Below are 23,269 nucleotides of genomic sequence, written 5' to 3'. Positions count from 1 at the left end.
TCATAAGCATTTAGGAGGCAAAAATTTGACAATCGGTAAAGAACTACAGAAACAGCGCCGTGCCAAGCAGCTCAGCCTGGAAGCCGTTAGTCAAACCCTGCGGGTCGACCAGGCGACTCTGCAAAAGATTGAAGCCGATGATTTTCAAGGCTTAAACCCAGTCCTGGTCAGAAGCTGCATCCGGCAATACGCCAGCCTGCTGGGCCTGGACGGGGCAAAGCTCTTAGACCAGTTCACTGAACCTGCCGTTGCCGGCAAGGACATCCCTGCTGCTAGCGCCCAAGCCGCTAAACCGGCTAGCCCAGTTAAAGAAAAGGTCACTGAAGTCCGGGCCACTAACCCGGCTCCGGTTAAAGAGGCCAGCCCAGCTGGCAAGGCCAAGGAAATTTTGGACAAGAGCAAGGTGCCGCATGGCTTCAAGGCAATTTTTAAATTCTTTGACGCCATCAACTTAGACAAGCTCTTGAAGATCGGGATCTGGGTCATCTTGGGCCTGGCCGTGGTCGGGTCCGTAGCCGGCGGCTTCGGTGCCCTGGCTTCTAAAGCCACCAGCACTACCCGCTCATCCAGCTCTTCCAGTTCCTCGTCATCATCTTCTTCATCATCTAAGCCGGAGCAAGATAATTCCGCTAAGCCTGATGAAAACAAGCCGAGCCAGGATGACCGGCAGAGCCAACCGAGCCAAAGCCAAAGTGAAGAGAAGCAGGCAAGTTCTTCCAGCCAAGAGCAGAGCCAGGCCAGCTCTTCAAGTTCTGCCAGTTCCTCTAGTTCCGCGGCCAGCTCCTCTAGCCAAGAGCAGAGCAGCCAGGCAGCTTCCTCTAGCAGCCAGTCAAGCACTGACACGACGACTGATACAAACGAATAAAGTGCATGCAAAAAGCGCCCGAGCAATCGAGCGCTTTTCGTTTACTGTTATTTTTGACCTTAAGCCCGGCCCTTGTAAGTCCCTTCCAGGGTGTTGATGACCAGTTCGTCGCCTTCGTTGATGAAGTCTGGCACAGTGACAACCAGGCCAGTTTCCATCGTAGCTGGCTTGCCGCCGGAAGCAGCGGTTGCCCCCTTGATGCCTGGCTGGGTTTCGACAACCTTCATGTTGACAGTTGATGGCAATTGTACTGCCAAAAGTTCCCCGTCTTCAGTGAATTCCAGGATGACTTCGATGTTTGGCATCAAGTATTTGACGTCGTCACCCAGTTGGTCGCCGGAAATAGCGTATTGTTCGTAGGTTTCCGTGTCCATGAAGTTGTAGCCGTCGCCTTCAGCGTACAGGTATTGGGCGTTCTTCTTGACGACTTCGACCAGCTCGATCTTTTCACTTGGCCGCATGGTCTTGTGGATCACGCTGCCGGCCCGGACGTCACGCAGGTCCATCTGCATAACGGTGTTGCCCTTGCCTGGCTTGTGGTGGTTGGCCGCCATAACCAGCATCAGCTTGCCGCCATCGTCAAAAATCATGCCTTTTTTCAATTCGATTGCTTGCATAAAAAAATCTCCCTAATAAATTTTTTATCACCGTTCTCCATTATACCATTGACTTAAAAGCCGCGAAGGTAAATTTTGTCAATCAAGTGCCCCTCAACCTTATGCAGGATCAAGTTGGCCCGCTCCTTGGTCGGGGCGATGTACTGGCGGAGGTTGACCAGGTTGACCATCTGCCAGGTTTCTTCCGCCAGGCGCAGGGCCTCGTCTTCCGGGCCATTAGCCAGCTTGTAGTAGAAGTTGCTTGGGTCGTTCTTCTTCATTTTCATGATCTTCTTGAAGCGCTGCATATACCACTTTTCAATCAAGTCTTCTTCAGCATCGATATAAATTGAAAAGTCGAAAAAGTCGCTGGTCACCAGCTGCCCGCTTTCCGGCAGCTGCAGGGTGTTGATCCCTTCAATGATCAAGATATCGGGCTTTTCCACATGGCCGTAGCGGCCTGGGACGATGTCGCTTAATTCCTGGGAATACAGGGGATAAACGACGTCATTTTTCCCGCTGACCACGTCCTGAAGGAAGTCTCTGAGCATCTGCATGTTGTAGCTTTCCGGGAAACCCTTCCTGGGCATCAGCTTCCGCTTCTCCAGCTCCTGGTTAGGGTAGATGAAACCGTCAGTGGTCATCATCTGGGTCTTTAAGTCCGGGTAATACCGGGTTAAAAGCAGCTGCAAAAGGCGGGCAGTCGTGGACTTGCCCACGGCAACTGAGCCGGAAATGCCGATGATAAAAGGCAGATTTTTTCCTGGCAGGCGTAAAAAGGCCGCCTTCTTGGCCGCCGTCTCCCGCTTGGCCTGGTAGGCCAGGTGGATGTAGTTCAGCAGGGTCTGGTAGATTTCATCGACGTCCTTGACGTCCAGCTGGTCGCCCAAAGACTTGACCTTGGCCAGCTCTTCATTGGTCACCGCCAGCTCGGTCTGGGGGGTTAAAGCTGCCCAGGCCTGCCGGCTGAATTCGGTATAGTTTCGCATCTTTTTACTTGTCCTTTTCTCATTCTTTATCTATTATAGTAGAAAAAGCAGGAGAAACTGGCAAATGCCAGCTTCATTTTTCGAAGAAATGGGTGAAACAGATGAAGAAAGTCGTGCTTTTTGGCGATTCAATTTTTAACGCGTATGACGGGCAAAAGGATACCGACCGTTTGACCAAGGCCTTGGCCAAGCGGCTGGGAGACGCTTACGAGGTTGTGAACATCTCGGTCAGCGGTGCATGCGCCCAGGACGTCCTGCCCAGAGTCGGCAGTCTGCCTGCCTGCGACATTTTGGTCGTAGAGTACGGGACCAACGATGCCGCCAGCTGGGGCTGCAGTGCCTATGACTACCAGGAAGGGCTGGAAAGCTTGATCAAGCAGGCTCAGAAGGTGACTGAGGCCAGCGATACCCTGGTTCTGGCTCCGTCCATGCCGGACTTGACAAATCCGGAAATAGCCGCGGCCTACGACTTGGAAAAGCTGGACGAGTACGTCGACATCGCGCAAAGAGACGCCGGCAAGACCAACTCCTTCTTCTTTGACTTGACCCACAAGATGGAAAAGCTGAAGGACCTGCCTTCCTTCATGATTGCAGACGGCCTCCACTACAGCGAAAAAGGTATCTCCTGGCTGGCCGATGTCCTGGCTGACCAGATTAACAAGATGGCATAGGAAAAGCGCTCGAGTAATCGGGCGCTTTTTGCATGCACTTTATTCTATTTCGCTCTATTCAACCTTGCCCAAGTAATCCGACTTTTGGCCAAACCACTTTTGGTTGATCTTGGTCAAAGTCCCGTCGGCCTGTAAGTCAGCCAAGGCCTGGTTGATCTTCTTCTTCAAGGTCTTGTCGCCCTTCCGCATCCCTACAGCAAACAAATCTTCTGGCACCTCTTTGTTCAAGATTACCTGGTAAGACTTTGAGTCTGCCTCATGCTGAATGTAGTATTCCGCGTAGGTTTCATCCAGCAGGATCCCCTTGATTCTGCCGGCGTTGAGGTCCAGGAAAGCCGACGGAATGGTGTCATAGAGGACCTTGCTCTTTGGTTTTAAAACCTTTTGGCTGCCATCCAGCCAGATCTGGGCGGTTGACCCGCTCTGAGCGCCGATCGCCTGCCCCTTCATCTGGGCAAAAGACTTGATCCCGCTGGACTTCTTCACGACCAAAACCTGCCGGTTTCTGAGGTAGCTGCGGCTGAAGGCGACTTTTTTCTTCCGCTGGCTGGTCACGCTGTAGCCGTTCCAGAGGACATCAATCGTCCCGTTCCTCAGCTCCGTTTCCTTCATGGACCAGTCGATAGTCTGAAAGTCCGCCTTAAGGCCCAGCTTCTTGCACACGGCCTTGGCCAGGTCAACGTCGTAGCCGACCAGCTGCCCGTCTTTTTGCCGGAAGTCCATGGGCACAAAGGTGTCGTCCAAGCCGATCACCAGGCTGCCCCGCTTTTTAATCTTGGCCCAGGTGTCTTTTTGGTTGGCTTCTTTAGTTAAATTGCTGCAGGCGCTTGTCAAAAAGCAAGACAAGACCAGGCCCAGCAGCAGGATTTTCTTAAACCACTTCATCTGCCCCTCACTACCCTTCCAGCGGCTTAACTTCCAGGACTTGGTCGGCCACCTTTTTGGCAAAGTCCATGTCGTGGGTGATGATCAATTGGGTCAAGCCCGATTCCTTCAAGCTCAAGATGAGGTCAGCCACCTGGTCACGCAAGGCCGGGTCCAGGGCACTGGTCGGTTCATCGTAGCAGAGCATCTTCGGCTGCATGGCCAAAGCCCGGGCGATGGCTACCCGCTGCTTTTGCCCGCCGGAAAGCTGGTAAGGGTAAAGGCCGCCCTTGTCAGCCATCTGCAGCTTCTCCAAAAGCTCCCTGGCCTTAGTTTCCGCTGTCGCCTTGTCTTCTTTTAAAGCCAACTGGGGAGCCAAAGTAATGTTTTCCAAAACTGACATGTTGGGAAAAAGGTTGAAGTCCTGGAAGACCACGCCCACGGCGCCTCGCTCTTCTCCGCTGAGGTCATACTTTTCCCCGTCCAGGCTCATGGTGCCCGCGTCAGCTGTTTCAAGACCCGCCACGATTCTGAGAAGCGTTGTCTTCCCGGCCCCGGAAGGACCAACCACCGTGAGGATTTCCCCGTCCTTAAGGCTGAAGTTCATATTTTTTAAAATCTGCCGGTTGCCAAAAGACTTGGCTAAATTTTTTACTTCAAGCATCGTTCAGTCCTCCTATCTGTAGTATGAGTAGTGCTTTTCCAGCTGCCGCAAAAGCAAAGTGCACAGGCCAATCAAAAGCAGGTAGATCAAGGCCACCAGCACCAGCGGAAGTAAAGTCACGTCACGGGCCGTAGCCAGGTTGCCAGCTCTGAGCAGGTCGCCCAAACCGATCACATAGACCAGGGAGGAGTCCTTGACCAGGTTGATTACTTCGTTGCCGATTGAGGGCAGGACGATTTTTATTACCTGGGGAATAACGATTTTTCTAAGGGTCTGCCCGTAGGTCAATTGCAGGACCTTGGCTGCTTCAAACTGCCCCCGGTCGATGGCCTGGTTGCCGCCCCGGAAGATTTCAGCGAAGTAGGCCGTGTAGTTCAAGACGAAGGCAAACAAGGCCGCCGCGTACCGCGGGAAGGTCAAGCCGACGATCGGCAGGCCGTAGAAGACGAAGATCAGCTGCAGCAAAAGCGGCGTCCCCCGCATCAGCCAAACGTAGAAGTTAAGCAGCCACTTCAAGGGAGCAAAGCGGCTGCTTAAGCCGAAGGAGACCAGGATCCCCAAAGGCAGGGAGAAGATCAATGTTTCAAAAAAGATTTGCAAGGTCATCCCCGCCCCGCTGAAAAGGGAGGGAAGTATTTCCATAACGTATTTCATTCGTTTTACCCGCTTCCTAGAAAAAAGAAAATAAAAAAGTCCTCCCGGCCCCGAAGGGCCAAGAGGACGCGTCAGCGTGATTCCACCTCGTGTTCACCGGTCCCTCGCGGCAACCGGCCTCACCAGCTTGAAGAAGCCTTCAAGCTGCAGCGGTAACGGGCTGACCCGGGAGGAGCTACTAAGCCTTCACCCCTCCTGCTCACAGACGTGTGTTCAGCTAGCCCTCGCTCCCCTTTCCACCGGCGGGAAGTCTCTATCTGTCCAGGCAGGCCTACTTCTTCTGTTCATCGCGTGAAATATAACCGACTCTTGGTCTGTTTTTAGTAATATTAAACTAATATTAAAAATTCGTCAAGCTTTTGCTCTATTTTTCTGCAAAAGTTGCTTCGTCACTTGGCAAAAGCGGACTCTTTTCACCAGCGTAGACCAGGTCCAGCTTGTACATGGCCCGGGAAGCGATCGTGTAGACCAGCTGGGTCTCGTCTTCTTCATGGTAGGTCTCTTTAGAGGCATCCCACATGATTACGGCGTCAAATTCCAGCCCCTTGGCCAGGTAGGACGGCAAGACCAGGTTGCCTTCCACCAGGCGCTGGTTGGCGCTGGAGATAAGGTGAACCCCATCCAGCTGGTCAGCCAGCTTTTTGGCAGCCTCCAGGTCCTTAGTGATGATGGCGGTCGTCAGCTTCTGGGCATCGTTTTCCGCCAAAGCCTCTTTCAAGGCCGCCAAAGCTTCTGCTTCATCACTTCTGCCCCAAACTTGCGGCAGCGGTCCTTGCCGGTTGAAGCTTTCGATTTTTTCACCATGGCGGAGGATCTGCTTGGTGTAGTCAGTCAGCTGCTTGGTTGACCGGTAGGACTTGGTCAACTGGACCACCTTGGTCTTTTCCGGGTCAAAGAGGCCGGAGATCTGCTTTAAGAGGCTGCTGCTCTCATCCTTGGTAAAAATCGCCTGGTTCAAGTCACCCAGCATGGTGAACTTGGCCCGGGGGAAGTTGTAACGGAGATATGCCAGCTGGAAGGCTGAGTAGTCCTGGATTTCGTCGATGAAGCAGTAGCGCATTTCCAGGTTGGTCTGGCGGGCAATGATCTGGTCATACAGATAGAGGTAAGCAGAAGCATCCCGGAGGTCAATTTCTTGGTCTTTGAACTTAGCCTTGACCTCTTCAACGTGGGCCAGCCATTCTTCTTCGCTGATCCCATACTTGGCCAGGTCCGTCATCTTCGGTACGGCCCGCAGAAAGGCCAGGTACTGGCCCCGCAGGTTCAAGAAGCCGTTGTGGTTGATCCGGCGGGCAACTTTGGCCAGATGCTGGATGACGATCTTTTTGCCCAGGAAGGCCCGTTCAGCCTTTTCTGAAGGGAATTCCTGGTCCGGCCGGTCGTACATGTCCAACATCTGCTCGTGGCTGAGCCCTTCGATTTCCCGGCTGACCCAGACCTTGCGGGCTTCACTGGCGACCCGCTTGTTCAAGCGGCGGATCAGTTCCTCGCGGGTAGCGTCAATCCGGTTGCCCAGCTTGTAGTTTTCATTGAAGGAGTAGTAGAGCTCCTTGATTTCTTCCTTGCTGAAAAATGGCTTCTTTTTGGTCCGGAAATAAATATTGCGGAAGATCATGCCAGACTGGTTGAGGTGCTGGCCATAGCGGGTGGCCAGCTTGTAGAAGGCCAGCGAGTCCTTGAAGCGGCCGATGGCCGTGTCAGCCTGCCGGTCTTCGAACTGGTCAAAGAGGTTCTGCACCTTCATCTTCGGCAAGCGGCGGGCGATAAACTGCCAGTAAGTCATCTGGACCATGTTCTGCTCGCCCATTTCCGGCAGGACGTTTTCGATGTAGTCGTTAAAGAGCTGGTTGGGACTGAACATGATCACGTTCCCGCTCTTGAGGTTGCCCCGGTAGCGGTACAAAAGGAAAGCGATCCGCTGCAGGATGGCGCTGGTCTTACCCGACCCCGCTGCCCCTTGGACAAAGAGGAGGTCGCTGGTGGTGTCGCGGATGATCTTGTTTTGCTCCTTTTGGATGGTCTTGACGATGGACTTCATCTGGATGGAGGACTTTTCTGACAAAACTTCCATCAGCATCTGGTCGCCGATAGTTTCGTCAGTGTCGAACATATTGATGATGGTCCCGTCTTCGATCATGAACTGGCGCTTTTTGCTCATGTCGACTTCAACCGGGCCCTCCGGTGAGTAGTAGGTTACCTTGCCGATCTTGCCATCGTAGTAGATTGAGGAGATCGGGGCCCGCCAGTCGTAGATCAAGAGCTCATTGTTCTCGTCCATGAAGGAGGCCAGGCCGATGTAGATGCTTTCCGGCTCTTCGCCAGCCTCTTCAAAGTCGACCCGGGCAAAGTATGGATGGACATGCAGCCGCTTTAAAGTAGCCAGTTCGCGGGCGTTGACCTGCCAGGCATTGTCGCGTTCTTTGAGCATTTGCTGCTGCTGCTGAATCGACAGGGCCGTGTCCATTGAGGTTGAGTAGTCGTCAAAGTCCAGGCGAATATCATCATAGAAGTGGGCGCTGATGTTGCGGGCTTCAGCCTTGTCTTTGCTGATAGCCTTTTGCAGCTGGTCCCCTTTTTGATCAATTTTTTGCAGGACCTGGTCCAGGTGGGCTTGTTCTGCTTTGCGGTCTAAGTTTTCTGCCATGTAATAAACACCTTATAACCTTTTCTAAAAAATAACTCCAACAGCTTTTCTTTGCAAAAACTTGCCTAATATTCTAACATTTTTCAGCTTAAAACTAAAGTCAGAGCTCCTTAGGAAAAGCTTAAGCAGTTTCAGCAGCCTTTTTGCTAGGAAAAAGAGCCGGCAAATCTTATAATAATTAGCGCAAAGGAGAAAATTGATGCGACGCTTTTTTAATTTCATCAAGAACCTGCTCATCTTAGCAATCATGGCCGGAGCTATTGTCAACTATCATGAGCAAATACAGAATTTCCTGCTGGAAGCGGCGGGCGCGGCCAACACTTATCTGGAGCAGAAGGGCTTAAAGAGCAAGACTCTGGACTTAAGCGGTGGCATCGTCACTGAAAGCAATAAGAAGGTCACCAAGAACACGACCGGCTACCGCTGGCCAAAGGCGACGGCCAAGGTCTACATTGGGGTCAAGCAAGCCGACCTCTACAACGCCACGGTCAATGCCATGGCGGCCTGGAACCAGACGGGAGCTTTTACCTTTAAGCAGACTAAGAACAAGAAGAACGCCCAGATCGTGGTCGTGGCCAACTCCAAGAGTAACGGGGCAGCGGGCCTAACCACTTACAAGTACCTCAGCCATACCAACCGGCTCTACTCAGCCCAGGTGGCTCTGAACACTTACTATCTGGAAAACGATTATTACAACTACACGCAAGCCAGAATCGTCAACACGGTTGAGCACGAACTAGGCCATGCGATCGGCTTAGACCACCGGACCGGGGTTACCGTCATGTACCCGACCGGGTCCATCTACACGATCCAGCCAAAGGACGTCAAGTTGGTTAAGAAGATTTACAAGAGCAAGTCATAAGGCAAGTTAGAAAAAATGAAACGGATTTATCTGGTTAGACACGGGAAGACTTTTATCAACAAGTACAACAAGATGCAGGGTTGGTGCGATACCCCCTTGACTGACGAAGGCCGTAAAGGCGCTGAAAAGGCTGCTGAAGCCTTGCAGGATCTGCCACTGGACATCGCCTTGTCCAGCAACACTTTGCGGGCCAGCGAGACCTGCGAGATCATCATGGAGAAGAACTGCAACAGGGACCTGCTCCAGCACCTGGCCTACCCTTACTTCAGAGAGCACTTTTACGGCTACTTTGAGGGGATGGACAATGACGTGGCCTGGCGGATGGTCGGCGCGGCCCACGGCTTTTCTAACGCTTCGGATTTAGCTGAAAACGCGACTTGCGACCAGATCGCCGACTGGACCAAGGAAGCTGATCCCTACCACGATGCTGAAGACAGCAAGGAATTTTGGGCCCGCTGGCAGAAAGGCTTCGACTTGATCCAGCAATTGGACGGGGCGGAAAATATTCTGCTGGTCAGCCATGGTTTTGCCATCAAGACCCTGGCCCAGAGATTTGCGGTGGACGGAATCGACACGACTGTTCACCCGAGAAACTCATCGATTTCAACTTTAGTGATGGACGATGCTGGCAATTTAAAGATGACCAGCTACAACAAATTGCAGCTGTAATTTTTACCAGATTTTTACAGGCAAAAGGCTTGCAAGTTGGCATAGAGCTACTATAATATGAGCCGGCAAGAGAAAAAGCAAGATTCCAGTTTAAGGATGGAGCGCAATTAAATATATGAGAACGAAGATTTTTGGTCACCGCGGTTATCCAGCCAAGTTCCCGGAGAATTCCCTGGAGGGCTTTGACTACTGCATGCATCACGGAGCTGAGGGGATCGAATTCGATGTCCACTTAACCAAGGACGGGGTGCCGGTGATCATGCATGATGAGAACATCAAGCGGACCACCAATGGCAAGGGTCTGATCAAGGATTTCACCTTGGCGGAATTGGACCAGTTCCACCTGGCCAATGGCGAGCGGATCCCCCGTTTGAAGGACCTCTTCCAGCTGACTGAAGAATCTGGCTATGCGGGCCAGCTGAATCTGGAGATGAAGACCAATAAGTTCGATTATCCAGGCTTGCCGGAGAAGATTTTTGCCCTGGCGGACCAGTTCAAGTTCAAGCAGGAGATCATCTACTCCTCCTTCAATTTGCAGACGCTGATCCACGCGCAGAAGATCCGGCCGGAGGGAAACTACAATTTCCTGACGGACAAGCGGATTAAGGATCCGGCAGCTTTTGTCAAGGAACATGGCTTTAAGGGGATTCACCCGAAGCGTTTGCTCGACACGGACACGCCGGAGCGGATCTGGACGGTAGACAGTCCCCTGCGGGCCAAGAAGATCATTGAGTACGGTGCGGCCGGCTTTTTTACCAACAAGTTCGAAGATATGATGGACCTGCGCAAGCGGGTAGCCAACTACTAACGCGAATATATGAAGAGAGTTGCCTTAACGGGCAGCTCTTTTTTGCGTGGTATATCATAAGTTAATCGCTATATCAAGTATTGTATCCGGTTCCAGTGAGTGCTAAAATCGACTTGTCCAATATGTGTTAATGAATTAAGGAATGTGTGATTATGAAGAAAATTTCGAAAAATGTTCTGCTTGTATCATCAGTCGGTTTAGCTGGGTCTGCATTCGCGGTTACTAATACCCATCCGGTATTTGCGGCAAGCAGTACTAGCAAGAAAACTACTGTTTCCAGTGACCAAGCCAAGGTTAAAAGCGCGCAAAAGAGCGTTGACCAAACCCAAAGTAAATTAACCCAGGCACAAAACGATTTAGATACTGTCAACAAAGATATGCCTCAAAAAGAGACTGAATTGGCAGATGCTAAGAAGACGACTGAAGCCGCTGATAGTAAAGTGGCGGCTGCGAATAAGAGCAACGATGCTGCACAGTCCGTTCTCAAGCAAGCTCAGTCAGCCACTGATTCCGCAAATAGCGACTACCAAAATGCCACCAAGGACAGCACAAACAAGCAAAAGGATTTGACTGACTCACAAAATAAAGTAACTGATCTCCAAAAGCAACTCACTGATGGCGAAAAGAACAATAACAACATCAACCAAAAAGTTACTGACAAGAACAAAAAGATTAGCGACAACCAGAAAACTTTGTCTAGCTTACAACAAGAAAAGAGTAAATCTGACGCTAAGCTTTCATCAGTGCAAAACGATCTTACTGAAAAGAAACAAAAGGCTGATATCGCCTCACAAACCTTGCAAACAGCCAAAAAGGATTTGGGTTCAGCAACTAGCACCAACGAAAGCTTGACCCTGCCACAAAGCTACATTGACTATGTAACTGGCAAGTCAACTGATTGGGATACTGCCAAAAAAGACCTGCAAGATGCAGTAAGCAGCCACACTTATCCATTTACTGATGGTGATGAAAACGATACTGTTTACGACGATCCTGCTGCCTTATCCGAAACTGATCAAAAGCGTTTGGACTTCTACGTGAAGAGCTTGATCGATTCCGTCAAGTCTCAAGTTGGATCAACCAGCAAGCTGACCATTACTGACGGTTCACTTGAATTCGCCAAGCGTTACACGCAAGAGTACCAAAACAGCAACTATGTCTTCAGAAAGTACAATGCAATCAAGTCCGCTTCAAGCATCATGGGACTTGATGAGTATTCCGTTACTGGATATGACATTGCCGCCAACAGACAAGTTACCGGTCGGTCCATTTCGATTATCAATGGGTACATATATAACTCATATGAATTTGGGACAACAAAGATGAGTGAAATTGCCAAGGCGGCTTTTGACTTGGTAACACAAGAGCTGGCTAATCCAACTGATTACAACAATATCATCAACAACAATGGTTACTTCTCAGTTGCTGTAACTACCCAAGATGACAAGTTCTACGTCTGCCTTTTGACGATCAACCCGACTAACGTCCCAAGTAGTTTTAACACCAAGGAAGTTGTCAAGCCGAGTCAAGATGAACTTTCGTCTGCTGCTCAAAAAGCTCAAGCTGATTCGGATCAAGCAAACAAAGATGTAGAAAGCGCACAAAGCACTTTTGATCAAACCCAAGCTGAAAATCAAAAGATTAGCCAACAAATCAGCGATTTGCAAAAGAAGATCAGTGACAGTCAAGGCGATGTAGCGTCCTTGAAGAAACAGCTTACTGACACGGATAAAATTCAATCTCAAATCAAGGAGACCAAGGATTCCTTGCCAGCAAAGCAGGCTGCTCTGCAAGCTACGAATGAGAAGGTTAAAGCCACCCAAAGTAAACTTAATGACTGCAAGACTGCTTTAGCAGCCGCTCAGAAAGAAGCGGCAAATGCTCAAAGCAACTTGGACAAGGTAAAGGCTGACGCAAACAACGCACAACAAAAGCTCCAAACTGCTCAAAATGCCTACGATGAAGCAAAGCAGAAGCAAGAAAAACTGACTGCATCTGTTGCATCCCTCACCAAGAAGCTGGCCTACGAAAAGAAGCAACTGGCACACGCTAAGGCGGTCTTAGCCCTTGCCCAAAGCAAGAAATCTTCTACTAAGAAAACTCCAAAGAAGGCCACTAAGAAGTTGACCAAGAAGACTATTAAGAAGTCCTCAAAGAAAGCAAAGGCCACCAAGAAGAAGGTTACCAAGAAGGTAAAGAAGGCTAAGAAAGTTGTTGTCGCAAGCAGTAAGTTTACTAGCTTAAAAGGCGGCAAGAAGGCCTTTGTCGGCAGCTGGAAGAAGGCTAAGTCCGTTTCCGGCTACCAGGTTCGCTACAGCACGGCTTCCTCAATGAAGAAAGCCAAGACTAAGAGCACCAAGGCAACCAAGCTTAAGGTTTCCGGTTTGAAGAGCAAGAAGAAGTACTATGTACAACTTCGCTCCTACCGCAAGCTCTCTGGCAAGACTTACTACTCTGCCTGGACAAAGGCCAAGACTGTCAAGACCCGTTAATCTAAAAATCAAACCTAATTCCAAACAAAAACAGCTATCTCACGCTTCTACATGAGACAGCTGTTTTTTAGTTCTCAACAACGGCGCTCATCGATGATACTAATTCCGCGTCGTTTAAGGTAACCTTGTCCGCACCATTTTTAATCATATCAGTAACGGCATCATCATTCTTGTAAACCGTCCAGATCCCATAGTCCACGCCATACTTGCGGGCCGCGAGAATATCATCCAGCGTCGTCGTATCCTTATTGCGGTCAGCACCAGCCTTTAAGTGGGACAGGAAAACGTAGTCATTGTCCGTCAAGTGACGGTTGTAAATCCCCATCATGGCAATTTCTTCACCGCCCGGAATCACGTTTCTGACTTCTTCCAGTTCACCAATATTAAAGGAAATCAAGGTCGTCTGCTTCTGCATCCCTGCCTCGTTAATTTCCTTAACTACCTCTTTCAAGGCCTCCATATTGTTGATGTTCTTCAGCTCCAAAAAAGCTTCCTTGCCATACTTCTTGCAGATATCTAAGTACTGGCGCAAAGTTGGCAGATGCAGGTCATCATAAATCTGGTCCTTGTCGATTCCATCCAGCACACCCTTGATCTTGTAGTTTTCCACTTGGTCAAAAGGTATATCGTTGATCTTTTTGCCATAGTTTGGATCATTCTGACTGATATCAGTTGTCCGCGCCAAAGTGTTATCGTGCAAAATGACCAGCTTGTTATCTGAAGTATTGGCCACATCGGTTTCAATCCCCCAGATGCCGGCTTCCTCGCCAGCTTTTTCAAAAGCCAGGGTAGTATTTTCCGGATACTTGGTGCTGTAGCCGCGGTGAGCGATAAACCTGACCGGCGCTTTAGCCGCGCCAGCAGTACTTTGCGTCTTCACATCAGCATTTTCCAGCCGGACCAGCTTGGCAATATCCCCAATTTCGCTTTCCGAAATCTCTGCCTGGTTGCTCTTTCTCACCATGATCAAGTACTTGTAGCCCGGATCCAGGATAATTCCCTGCTTTGACCAGTTGGCCTGCACGCCAACATAACTCGGCTTTTCATCATCGGTGTACTTGAGCGCCTTGATCTGGTAGTCAAAGTAATTGTCCAAAGCCAGGTACTTGCTCTGGTTCGCCTTAACATAGTCAACAGTCGTCAGTTCCTTTTTGCTTGGGTAAAAATTCCCCGCACTATCAACACCCCAGAGGCCCAGGTCCCTTTCTGGATTCGCGCTTACCGGCAGCTTGCGGTATTGGGCGTACAAGGTGACGTCTTTTAAAGCGTAACTATCGCCTAGATCATACTTTTCACCGCTGCCGTCAGCTTGCGTGTTAAAGGAGTCGAGGACGTAGCCGGGCTTACTGAAGCCTGTCTCTGGCAAGGTTGCCTTATCGCCTTCCTGCTCATGGAGAGTGATATTTTGCCCAAATCCCTGACCCGCGTCGATCTGAATCGTGTAGTTTTCCAGCTTGCGGTACTGGGCGTACAAGGTCGTATTCTTCTTAAAAGTGTAGGCCTTGCCCAGCCGGTATTTCTTCCCCTCTCCGTTTGCGGCAACGGTGTAATTTAAGAACTTATAGTCCTTTCTCTCGAAACTGGTCTTAGGCAGGGTTACCTTCTTGCCAAAGGAAAAAGTCAACACTTGCCGGCGGCCAGACCCGTCATTTGCTGCCAAAGTCAGTGTTCTTTTTGGAGAAGTCACCATAACCAGACAGGTGTAGCGCTTTTTGCCGTTTTTCGCGGTAATCTTGGCTGTCCCTGCCTTAATTGCCTTGACTCTGCCCTTGGAAGAAGCTGTGGCTACCTTCTTGTTGGAACTTTTCCAAGTTGTTTTCTTCTTGCTGTTCTTCAGATACAGGCGGGCAGTCTTTCCCTGCAGCAAGCTCAGCTTTTTCTTATTCAAAGAGACCTTTGCCTTTTTTGCTTTCTTGGCCTTCTTGCTCCTTTTCGCCTTCTTAACTTGCCGCGTGGCTTGCACCGGCTGCAGCGGTTCAAGTCCTTGCCCCAGTCCCAAAGCCAGCAAAATCGCTGAGGCCAGCAACAACTTTTTTCTATCTTTCCGTTTCTTCAAAAAATTCACTCCATTTTCTTTTCCTGTTTATTAGATCAACACTTCTATTCTAGCGTATTTTGCCTAAATAAAACAAAACCAATGAACAAATCGCCTTTTGTCCATTGGTAAAATTTAATCTTGATTTATGTATAGTTGCTTTATGCTATATTTCATCGATAAAGCGGTCAATCTGCAGGAAGTATTCCACCAATTCCCGGTGCTTTTGCCCGTCTTTTTCATAGTAGTCCTGCAGATCAGCCAAATCCATCTGCTCCATCAGCTTGGAAGCAGTCTTATCCTTGCTCCAGCTCTGATGGCGCTGTTGCATCAGGTCATACATGTGCTGCTTAACGTCCTCGTAGGGCTCAAAGATATGAGTCTTCTTGCCTTCTTTAAAAACCAGATAGTTCTCAATCTCCCGCTTAAAAGTAGCATGGATATGGTCCTGCATCCCCGGGTATTTTGCCCTAATCCGGTGCAAGTGATGCTGGCTCTGCTTGGCTTCTGGCGTCCCTTTATCTGAATCAATCAAGATGAACCAGGGCTCATTTAGCTTAGAAAAAAGGTCAAAGTTCAGCCAGGCTAATAGACTTCCGCATCCCCCAACCGGCAAGATGAAGAGCCCTTTTTCAGCAAAAGTCGCCTCTACCATTCCAGCTTCATACATCCACTGGTTGATCTTGGTCACGAAACGAACGTCTTCCTGTCCTTCCACCAAGAGAACGCAGCGGGACTTGACTGCCCGCTGGTCTGCCGCCAGGCCCAAGCTGCTTGACGCTTCCGCCAAAATCTGGTTGTCACTTAAAAGCTGCTGCTGGCCGGCAACCTTCTTAATAATCTTAGTCCCTTCCAAAGGCAGAAGACCCATTAAGTGCGGCGTGCGCGGGATCAAAATAACCTGCTTGTTCTTGGCAACCAGCTTCAACAAAGCTTGAGCGAGCAAGGTCTCATCATCTTCTGACAAATCATTTGCTTCAAAGGCATAGACCACGTTGTCAATATTTGCGTTTTCGCTTTGGGCCAAAAGAAAAGACAGTATAATCCGGCTGACCTTGGCGGTCCCGCTTACCCCAACTTTTTCCTGCTGCTTGATCAATTCAGCCAAGTCTGGATCTTGAAAGACAAATTGGGGAGCCGGCTCGCCTAAGTCCCGGTAATTGGCCAAAAGCTGGGAAAGATTGCGGCCCAAACGTTCATCCAAGTAGTCCTGGATCTCCTTGATTTCGGCCGCCTTGTCGCGGATGGCGCTGCGGACCACAAAATTCAAAGGACTGGATGCCTTTGATTCTTCATCAAAAAAGACATACATCGGCATGCGGGCTAAAAGCTGCCGGTAATGTCCCCTGTTCTGGTCAGTGACAGCCGTAAATTCTCCTCCGCCTTCCGCGAAGCTATCACTTTCTTCAAGATATTGCTTGAGGTCAAAGGACTTTCTGATGGCAAAATCATCAAAGTAGCAAGTAATCGCAATTTGCCAGTCCCCAGCCTTGAGGGCTTTCTCATTAAGGTCCTGCAGTTTCAAAGGGCGCTTAGCCAAGGGACCGTTGAAAAAGATGTCCAAGGCCCGCAGAATGGTCTTCTTGCCAACTTCCCCTTCGCCCAAGAGACTGGTCAAGGGGGCAAATTTCAACTTAAAATTGCGATAACCGCGAAAGTTATGCAGCTCAACCGCGCGCAGCAACATGGTTTGCTCCTTAATCGGCTTGGTCGCCGTGTCTTTGCCGGTAGTCCTTCCGGCTCATCTTAACCTTCGGTACCTTTTCAGTTGGGTTGGCCAGTTGCCGGCTGACCCGGTCCAGGCGGGCAGCTTCCGCCTCCCCTTTAGCTTCAGCTTCCGCGTGTTCCCGGGCTTTGCGGAGTTTTCTTGCCTGGATGTCCCGCATCCACAAGGTTGGCATGATCGATACGGCTCCTAAGAAGGCACCGGTAGTGTTGGCGATCATGTCATTGACATCATACGTCCCCAGCCCGGTCAACCGCTGGAAATGTTCAATAAACCAGGACAGGCAGAAAGCCATAAAAGTGGTGATCATAATGCTGTGCAGCCACTTGGACCAGGATGGAATAATATAGCCCAAGGGCACAAAAAGCAGCACATTCATCAAAAAGCCATAGCGGCCGCCATAGTTTGAGCTGGCAAAAACTTTTTTCAGCCCCCACTTCCAAAAGGCCGGGTCTTCCAAGACCTCAGAGCTAGCGGCCATTTTCACCGGGTGCTGCCAGTAGTAGACGGCAGCCGTCAGCATTCTTGAGGCAAACACATAGTAAATTAATGCACAGCCATAGACAATCGTCACTACCAACCGCAAAAATGAGTTGCCCGTGCGGATGGCCCAATAGCCGGCAACCACACAGGCAGCAATGACCACAAAGCGGATCAGCAAAGCCAGTTCATGATACATTCTTTTTCACTTCCCCTTACGAATTCCTTTTTACATATTTTATAACAATCAATTAGCTACCACAAAATTTAATAGTCCGCATATTGAAATAAAGATATTTTTTCTTCTCCATTCAGTCTTCAATTGTTTTATAATATTTTTAGTAAATGCTGTTAACTAATATATTATTGAATTTGAACGTTTTTCAATGGAAAGGAAAAAGTTATGAACAGAATGCACTTCTCCTCCGGGAAGAAACTGCTGGCTGCTGGGGCTTTAGCTCTGGCTTTAACAGCCGGCGCTGCCCAGACAAGCCAATTCAAGGCTTTGCTACCGGGTAATGGCGAAGCCAAGGCTTTTTACGTGCCTACTGACGCTGAATGCCGGTACGTTATCAAGAGCCAGGCAGATATTGACAAGTTCTTTAGTCAGAATATCTTCGTCAGAGACTCCCTGCTTGAATTCAAGTTTGAAAACTCCACTCCGATTAAGTTTCCAAAAGACGATGACTTGAAATTGATGCGAGGAGTCAAGTTTGACTTCACCGGCAAATCAACCGGCAACATTGACTTCAACGGGACCAAAATGATGATCAACCGCCGTTACGGCACCAAGAAAAAGATTGACTGGAATGCCGACTGGCCAGAAACTGTCAGAACCAGCTGGACGGTTGAAGGTGACCACAAAGGTCAAGTCATCTCCAACTTAAACGTTTATGGTTCTATTGAAGGATCTGTCAACTCGAAAGGTGTCGTAACTTCTGACTACAATGGCGGTCTACAAGTTTCCATGCTCCACACCAAGAACGTAACCTTCAAGAATATGAACTTCCACCAAGTTCATTACTACAACCGGCATGTCTTTGACGTCATGGGCTGCACCAATATTACTTGGGATGGTTGCCGCTTCTACGGCTACGCTGGTTCTGGCTTCAACCAGGCTGGCTGGAATGCTATTTATTCCAAGAACAAAGATCCTCATGGCGTCTACTCAGAAGCTATTGAGCTTGGCGTTGCCACTAAGGCAGACGCTGGTGGTGACCCAAACGTTAATGAATCTATTTTTGGTAAAAATATGTACGACGGGGCTGGTACTCAAAATGTCACGATCAAAAACTGCTATTTCGGGCCTGAAAAGAATGGCTTGACTGGTGGTGCCATGATCAATGGCTTAGACAAACGAGCTACCTTCCCTTATGGATCATCTGTTGGTAACCACAGTATCGATGATGTAAGCAAGAAGTCACACTACAAGAATCTGAACGTTACTAGTACTACTTTTGAAAACACTGCAGTAGCCACCAACACGACACCGACTTACTACAAGCACATGGCGCCTGTTCACTACCGCTACTCACCACTTGATACTCCTGCCCAGGTCAACTCCTTGACAGCAAGCAACAATACCTATATCAACGTTCTTGACCGCGGAGACAGTGGTATTCCAGATACTTTAAGCGGACAAAATCGGCCGGTCTACAAATTAGATCTGGGTCTGCATAAGGCATGGTTCCGGAATGCGCCTGTTTACCTTGCGACAGTTTCAAATAACTTCGCAAAGTTGAACTCACATGGCAGCAAGTACACCAAAGTTGTTTTGGCAAGTTCAGTTAAAAAGACCGCTCCTAAGAAGACTACTAAGAAGAAGGCCGCAACGAAGACTACTGCTAAGAAGTCAACTAAGAAAACTAGCAAGAAGAAAGTAGCTAAGAAGAAAGTAGCTAAGAAGACTACTGCCAAGAAAGCAACTAAGAAGGCTGCTAAGAAGACAACCAAGAAGGCTACTGCTAAGAAGACAACTAAGAAAAAGACTGCTAAAAAGTCAAGCAAGAAGAGCAAGAAGAGCACTAAGAAGACTTCCAAGAAGAAGTAATTCTTCACTCTAACTCTCAAAGTCCGTCAGCAAGGCTGGCGGGCCTTTTCTTTGCTCTGCATCCCAGTACAATTTGTGTTATCATTTTCTACGGTATTTTTGAAAAATCGTTATTATCAGCAACAGAAAGAAAAACAAACATGGACAAAGAAAAATTCAACGAATTATGGGACAAGTACAAGGACATCATCCCCTACGTCTTCTGGGGCGTCATGACCACCCTGGTCAACATCTTCTCCTACTGGCTTTGCAACAGCATTTTCAAGTGGGATATCATGCCGGCAACGATCATGGCCCAGTTCCTGTCGATCGTTTTTGCCTACTTGACCAACCGCAAATGGGTTTTCCACAGCCAGGCTTCCACCTTTAAGGAATACGCCAGCGAAATCGCCAGCTTCTTCGCGGCCAGAATTGGGACTGCCCTCTTGGACATGGCCATCATGTTCATCTTCGCTGAACAAATGCACTTAAATAGCATGATCATCAAAATCCTGGCCAACGTGGTCGTCGTTATTGTCAACTACGTGGCTAGCAAGTTCTGGATCTTCAAATCCAAAGACTCAGAATAACTCATTTGGATTAATTGCTAAGAAATGGTAATTATTCCGGCTAAAAGTTTCAACTAGTGCATTTTCGTGTTAATCTTGTAGGCAGTTTAACAGAGAGGAAGGGTGAAAATGCGGAAAAGAAATATGATTTTAGCCTTTTTGGGATGTCTGGGGTCAATCCTCTTGATCAGCGGCTTGACTTTCCAGAATTCCGGCCAGTCAGCCCAGCTGACCTTGAAGTTTGTCAACTTGTTTGAGAAGGTCCATTTTCACTTAACCGGTACTATGGTGGCTGAGTATCCGATCTACCACATGATGCGGAAGCTGGCCCACACGGCTGAGTACTTCCTGCTCGGCGCCAGTGCCTGCTACTTCTTCAGCCGCTGGCAAAAGCGCTATGCCTGGTCAGCCCTGGCCCTGTCAGCCGCCTGGTCTCTCTTTGACCAGACCAGCAAGCTGCTGGTTCCCGGCCGGGAATTCGACCCAACCGACTTTCCTTTCGACATCGCCGGCTACCTGCTCGGGATCGGCTTGATCCTCTTGCTCCAGCGGCCATGGGCCAAGCGGGCCGTCAACTAAGGCGCTAATACAATTTGCTAATTACTAAAAAGAGTGCTTTCGCGGCACTCTTTTTTCATCTTCAACAATTCCTTGATTCATCATTACTAAATTCGAATTATCATAAACGGCTAAAAATCGTATAATATGTATTGTTTAACATTTACAGTCAGAAGAAAGGAAAAATTACTAACCCCTCCGCATCCAAAAGATCATACTTTCCTCTCGTCAACAGGCGATACTTTCACAAGAGAATGCGGCGGAGCATTAAAGGAAAGCTTAATGAAAAAGAACAAATTTACAATTAGCTGGGGAGACTTCAGCCACTACCGAAGCAATATGTTTGGCCTTTCGATCATTGGCATCATGGTCTTCCACTACTTCGAGCATATTCGCAGCGCCCACCTGCTCATGGCATCAGAGCAGTTCTGGGACTATTATATCGGATCAACCGGAGTGGACTTCTTCCTCTTTTTGTCAGGAATGGGACTTTTCTATTCCTTGACTAAAAATGACGATATTCGCCAGTTCTACAAGAAAAGGCTGGTCAGAATCCTGCCAGCCTACCTGCTTGTTTCAGTGCCATTTTTCGTCTGGCGGGACTTTATCCACTTGCATACAGGCGTTTTAACCTTTACCAGAGACCTGCTTTTCCTCAATTTTATTGATCATGGTGACACAACTTACTGGTTCATCTTCTTTATAATCGTGATGTACCTGCTTTTTCCCCTCTTGTTCAAATTCTTGGATACCGCGAGCCAGGGAAAAAGATTTCTCCGCCTCTTGGCCGTGTTAACCATCTATGCCCTATTTTCCTGGGGGCTTTTCACCTTGAATCACGTAGTCTTTGACAACGTGGACATTGCCTTGTCCAGAGTGCCGATTTTTGTTCTGGGCTGCTACTTCGCGCCCCGAATTAAGAAAAATGACCGCTTTACCATCTGGCAGATTATCCTCTTTGTGCTCGCGACAGCACTATTGATGTACTGCAAGTACAATATCCACTTTGGCATCTGGCTGCCCCTTCCTTACTACATCCGCTTGACTAACAGTCTTTGGGCCTTTCCACTGATGATCATTAGTCTTTATCTCTGCAAGCTGATCAGCCTCACCAATTTCCTACAAGGCTTTGTTAAAATTTCCGGAGCCTTGTCACTTGAACTATACCTGGGCCACGTTTCGGCGCGGATTTTTCTCACTGCCCACCACATGTCCTTGTACATTCTTTGGCAATACCTGGTCATGATCGTCCTCTCCTACCTGGGCAGTTTCCTCTTGAAATGGCTGGAAAACAAGATCCAAGGCCGGCTCTTGCCGCCATCGCGTTAAAAATAGAAAGATATAGCATCAAAAGAATAGAAAGGTATTTCTAAATTGGATATAAAAAATAATCTCCACACTAACAGCGAGAGCAACCCGCGTAAATTGAATTTGATTTACCTGGGCCTTTTGCTCTTCGTTACTTTACTGACCACCCTTTACCTGGCCAGCACGAAGGCGATCTTTGCCTTCTCAGACTGGACCTTCCACGCCGCGCGGGTAGAAGAAATCTACCTAAATCTCAAATCTGGCTCCTTCTTTACTTTTATCGCGGCCAGAACTTTCCACAACACCGGAGCTGCTTCTTTCCTCTTTTACCCATATATTTTCTTTTATCCATGGGCCTTCCTGCGTTTTGTTCTCTCTCCGGTCAACGCCTTTTACGCTTGGTATGCCCTGGTAACCTTTGCCACGGCCGCAATCAGTTACTTCTCCATGAAGACATATTCCCAAAAGTCCCTGGCCAGCTTCATCTTCTCCCTGGTCTATACTTTCGCCCCTTACCGGCTCTACTTGGGCGGAGCAGTCTTTGGCGAATACCTGGCTGTAACCTTCCTGCCCCTGCTTTTTCTTGGCATCTATGAAGTCCTGTGGGGCAATAAGAATAAATGGTACCTCTTGGCCATTGGCGGGGCGCTGATTGCTTATGCCCACATCCTCTCAGTTTTTTTGAGTCTGGAATTTGCCGTGATCCTCTTCATCATCAAGCTGATTACAAGCCGCGGCATCAGCGAAGATCGGCTTAAGTCCCTGTTTTTGGCTGCCAGCGTCTGCATCTTTCTGGTTTTACCAGTGATCGTTCCATTTTTCACTGACTTTATCGGTCAAGGGCTCTCCAGCGCTAAGCCAGGCATCAACTATACCATAGGGCCACGCTACCTACTTCTCAACTCCTTCTCAGCCCAAAAGGGCTGGAAGCTGAGCTTCATGCTGATGCTAACAATTTTTACTGCCTGGGCCTTTATTAAAAGCCGAAGGAACTGGATCATCTATGCTTTGGGCCTCTTTGCCTGCTTCTTAACTACCCGCTACTTCCCTTGGAAGCTCACTGCTGGCTCGCCTTTTGAAATGGTCCAGCTGACTGCCCGCTATCTTTCTTACGCTTCACTTTTCTTAACCATCCTTTTTGCCTTGGGTAGTAACGACGTACTTGAAGAACATGTGGCCGACCGAAAAAAGCTTGCCCTCTGCTGCAGCCTGGCCGTCTTCATGGCTCTCTTCTCCCTCAGCTCCCTTTCAGTTTACCGGGATACCTTGAAGCGTGTTAAAGACATGCCGAAAACCAGTGCTAACAGCACCCAGCCGGCACCATTCAATCGCTTGCGTGACTATAACTATTACAACCAGTTCAATTACAAGATTCTTTTCGGAGCCTTTGACTACATGCCAAAGAGCTCACTGACCAGCGTTCAGAAGCAAAATTCCCTCTTGATACACCAAGCCTACCTTAATGGCAAGACTTTAACCTTGAGTCCTTCAATCAAAGCCAATCAAATTACTTACCAAGTCAAGAGTGAAAAAGCAGCTGATATTGACTTGCCAGTAATTGCCTACAAGCACACCACTGTCAGCGTTAACAAGCAAAGCCGGCCATTCCACCGCGGAAATCGAGGAACTGTGGTTGTACAGATCAACCGCGGGCAAAACATTGTCGCGGTTAGTTACAAGGCTAGTCCTGTCCTCTACTTAAGTATCGTCATCAGCATCATCAGCTGGCTCGCCTTACTTATCTACCTATTCAAGTTCAAGACAAAATAAATACAATAGCAAAGCA

General features: G+C 48.9%; 20 protein-coding genes. 11 read left to right on the top strand and 9 right to left on the bottom strand.

Annotated features, from left to right (window positions below; translation table 11 throughout):
- Positions 1–25 precede the first annotated feature (25 nt).
- Positions 26–865 carry a helix-turn-helix domain-containing protein gene (locus tag ACYVUV_RS01165; protein WP_439776383.1) on the top strand — a complete coding sequence of 280 codons (840 nt, stop codon included), beginning with the start codon at positions 26–28 and terminating at the stop codon, positions 863–865.
- Positions 866–924: 59 nt separating this feature from the next.
- Here ACYVUV_RS01165 and efp read toward each other — a convergent pair whose 3' ends face one another.
- Both efp and coaA read right to left on the bottom strand, forming a co-directional pair.
- Positions 925–1,482: an elongation factor P gene (gene efp, locus ACYVUV_RS01160; protein WP_439776384.1), complete on the bottom strand. Its 558-nt coding sequence runs from the start codon at positions 1,480–1,482 to the stop codon at positions 925–927.
- Positions 1,483–1,535: 53 nt separating this feature from the next.
- Complete coding sequence (coaA, locus tag ACYVUV_RS01155) at positions 1,536–2,450, bottom strand: type I pantothenate kinase (protein ID WP_439776385.1); 915 nt, start codon at positions 2,448–2,450, stop codon at positions 1,536–1,538.
- A gap of 101 nt (positions 2,451–2,551) precedes the next feature.
- Between coaA and ACYVUV_RS01150 the strand changes: the two genes are divergently transcribed.
- Positions 2,552–3,121: an SGNH/GDSL hydrolase family protein gene (locus ACYVUV_RS01150; protein WP_439776386.1), complete on the top strand. Its 570-nt coding sequence runs from the start codon at positions 2,552–2,554 to the stop codon at positions 3,119–3,121.
- A 54-nt stretch (positions 3,122–3,175) separates the two neighbouring features.
- Here ACYVUV_RS01150 and ACYVUV_RS01145 read toward each other — a convergent pair whose 3' ends face one another.
- From ACYVUV_RS01145 to helD, 4 genes are all read right to left on the bottom strand, one after another.
- On the bottom strand, positions 3,176–4,006 hold the full coding sequence (locus ACYVUV_RS01145) for an amino acid ABC transporter substrate-binding protein (protein ID WP_439776387.1): 831 nt from the start codon (positions 4,004–4,006) through the stop codon (positions 3,176–3,178).
- A 10-nt stretch (positions 4,007–4,016) separates the two neighbouring features.
- On the bottom strand, positions 4,017–4,649 hold the full coding sequence (locus tag ACYVUV_RS01140) for an amino acid ABC transporter ATP-binding protein (RefSeq protein WP_439776388.1): 633 nt from the start codon (positions 4,647–4,649) through the stop codon (positions 4,017–4,019).
- 12 nt (positions 4,650–4,661) lie between these two features.
- Positions 4,662–5,303, bottom strand: coding sequence for an amino acid ABC transporter permease (locus tag ACYVUV_RS01135; RefSeq protein ID WP_439776389.1), 642 nt, complete (start codon positions 5,301–5,303; stop codon positions 4,662–4,664).
- Positions 5,304–5,667: 364 nt separating this feature from the next.
- Entirely contained in the window at positions 5,668–7,947 is a 2,280-nt protein-coding gene (gene helD, locus ACYVUV_RS01130; RefSeq protein ID WP_439776390.1) for an RNA polymerase recycling motor HelD, read from the bottom strand.
- Between the two features lie 199 nt (positions 7,948–8,146).
- Here helD and ACYVUV_RS01125 point away from each other — a divergent pair, with 199 nt between their 5' ends.
- The 4 genes from ACYVUV_RS01125 (at position 8,147) to ACYVUV_RS01110 (ending at position 12,778) form a co-directional block, all read left to right on the top strand.
- Complete coding sequence (locus tag ACYVUV_RS01125; RefSeq protein WP_439776391.1) at positions 8,147–8,809, top strand: matrixin family metalloprotease; 663 nt, start codon at positions 8,147–8,149, stop codon at positions 8,807–8,809.
- A 15-nt stretch (positions 8,810–8,824) separates the two neighbouring features.
- A complete protein-coding gene (locus tag ACYVUV_RS01120; RefSeq protein ID WP_439776392.1) occupies positions 8,825–9,478 on the top strand; it encodes a histidine phosphatase family protein in 654 nt (217 codons plus the stop codon).
- A 115-nt stretch (positions 9,479–9,593) separates the two neighbouring features.
- The gene (locus ACYVUV_RS01115) at positions 9,594–10,286 is read left to right on the top strand and encodes a glycerophosphodiester phosphodiesterase (RefSeq protein WP_439776393.1); all 693 of its coding nucleotides are present in this window, start codon (positions 9,594–9,596) and stop codon (positions 10,284–10,286) included.
- A gap of 152 nt (positions 10,287–10,438) precedes the next feature.
- Positions 10,439–12,778, top strand: coding sequence for an SEC10/PgrA surface exclusion domain-containing protein (locus ACYVUV_RS01110; RefSeq protein ID WP_484498918.1), 2,340 nt, complete (start codon positions 10,439–10,441; stop codon positions 12,776–12,778).
- A 67-nt stretch (positions 12,779–12,845) separates the two neighbouring features.
- Here the strand turns inward: ACYVUV_RS01110 and ACYVUV_RS01105 are convergent, their stop codons facing one another.
- From ACYVUV_RS01105 to ACYVUV_RS01095, 3 genes are all read right to left on the bottom strand, one after another.
- Complete coding sequence (locus tag ACYVUV_RS01105; RefSeq protein ID WP_484498917.1) at positions 12,846–14,843, bottom strand: glycerophosphodiester phosphodiesterase family protein; 1,998 nt, start codon at positions 14,841–14,843, stop codon at positions 12,846–12,848.
- Positions 14,844–14,979: 136 nt separating this feature from the next.
- A complete protein-coding gene (locus tag ACYVUV_RS01100; RefSeq protein ID WP_439776396.1) occupies positions 14,980–16,500 on the bottom strand; it encodes an ATP-dependent nuclease in 1,521 nt (506 codons plus the stop codon).
- Between the two features lie 10 nt (positions 16,501–16,510).
- Complete coding sequence (locus ACYVUV_RS01095) at positions 16,511–17,218, bottom strand: VanZ family protein (protein WP_439776397.1); 708 nt, start codon at positions 17,216–17,218, stop codon at positions 16,511–16,513.
- A 204-nt stretch (positions 17,219–17,422) separates the two neighbouring features.
- Between ACYVUV_RS01095 and ACYVUV_RS01090 the strand changes: the two genes are divergently transcribed.
- From ACYVUV_RS01090 to ACYVUV_RS01070, 5 genes are all read left to right on the top strand, one after another.
- Positions 17,423–19,069, top strand: a complete 1,647-nt coding sequence (locus tag ACYVUV_RS01090) for a hypothetical protein (RefSeq protein ID WP_439776398.1) — start codon at positions 17,423–17,425, stop codon at positions 19,067–19,069.
- Between the two features lie 140 nt (positions 19,070–19,209).
- A complete protein-coding gene (locus ACYVUV_RS01085) occupies positions 19,210–19,638 on the top strand; it encodes a GtrA family protein (protein WP_439776399.1) in 429 nt (142 codons plus the stop codon).
- Between the two features lie 108 nt (positions 19,639–19,746).
- Positions 19,747–20,196: a VanZ family protein gene (locus tag ACYVUV_RS01080; protein ID WP_439776400.1), complete on the top strand. Its 450-nt coding sequence runs from the start codon at positions 19,747–19,749 to the stop codon at positions 20,194–20,196.
- A gap of 261 nt (positions 20,197–20,457) precedes the next feature.
- Positions 20,458–21,504: an acyltransferase family protein gene (locus ACYVUV_RS01075; protein WP_439776401.1), complete on the top strand. Its 1,047-nt coding sequence runs from the start codon at positions 20,458–20,460 to the stop codon at positions 21,502–21,504.
- A 96-nt stretch (positions 21,505–21,600) separates the two neighbouring features.
- Entirely contained in the window at positions 21,601–23,253 is a 1,653-nt protein-coding gene (locus tag ACYVUV_RS01070; protein ID WP_439776402.1) for a hypothetical protein, read from the top strand.
- The last annotated feature ends 16 nt before the right edge of the window (positions 23,254–23,269 follow it).

It is taken from the genome of Lactobacillus sp. WILCCON 0149 (assembly GCF_057197965.1).
This window is presented reverse-complemented; position numbering and strand designations above follow the sequence as displayed.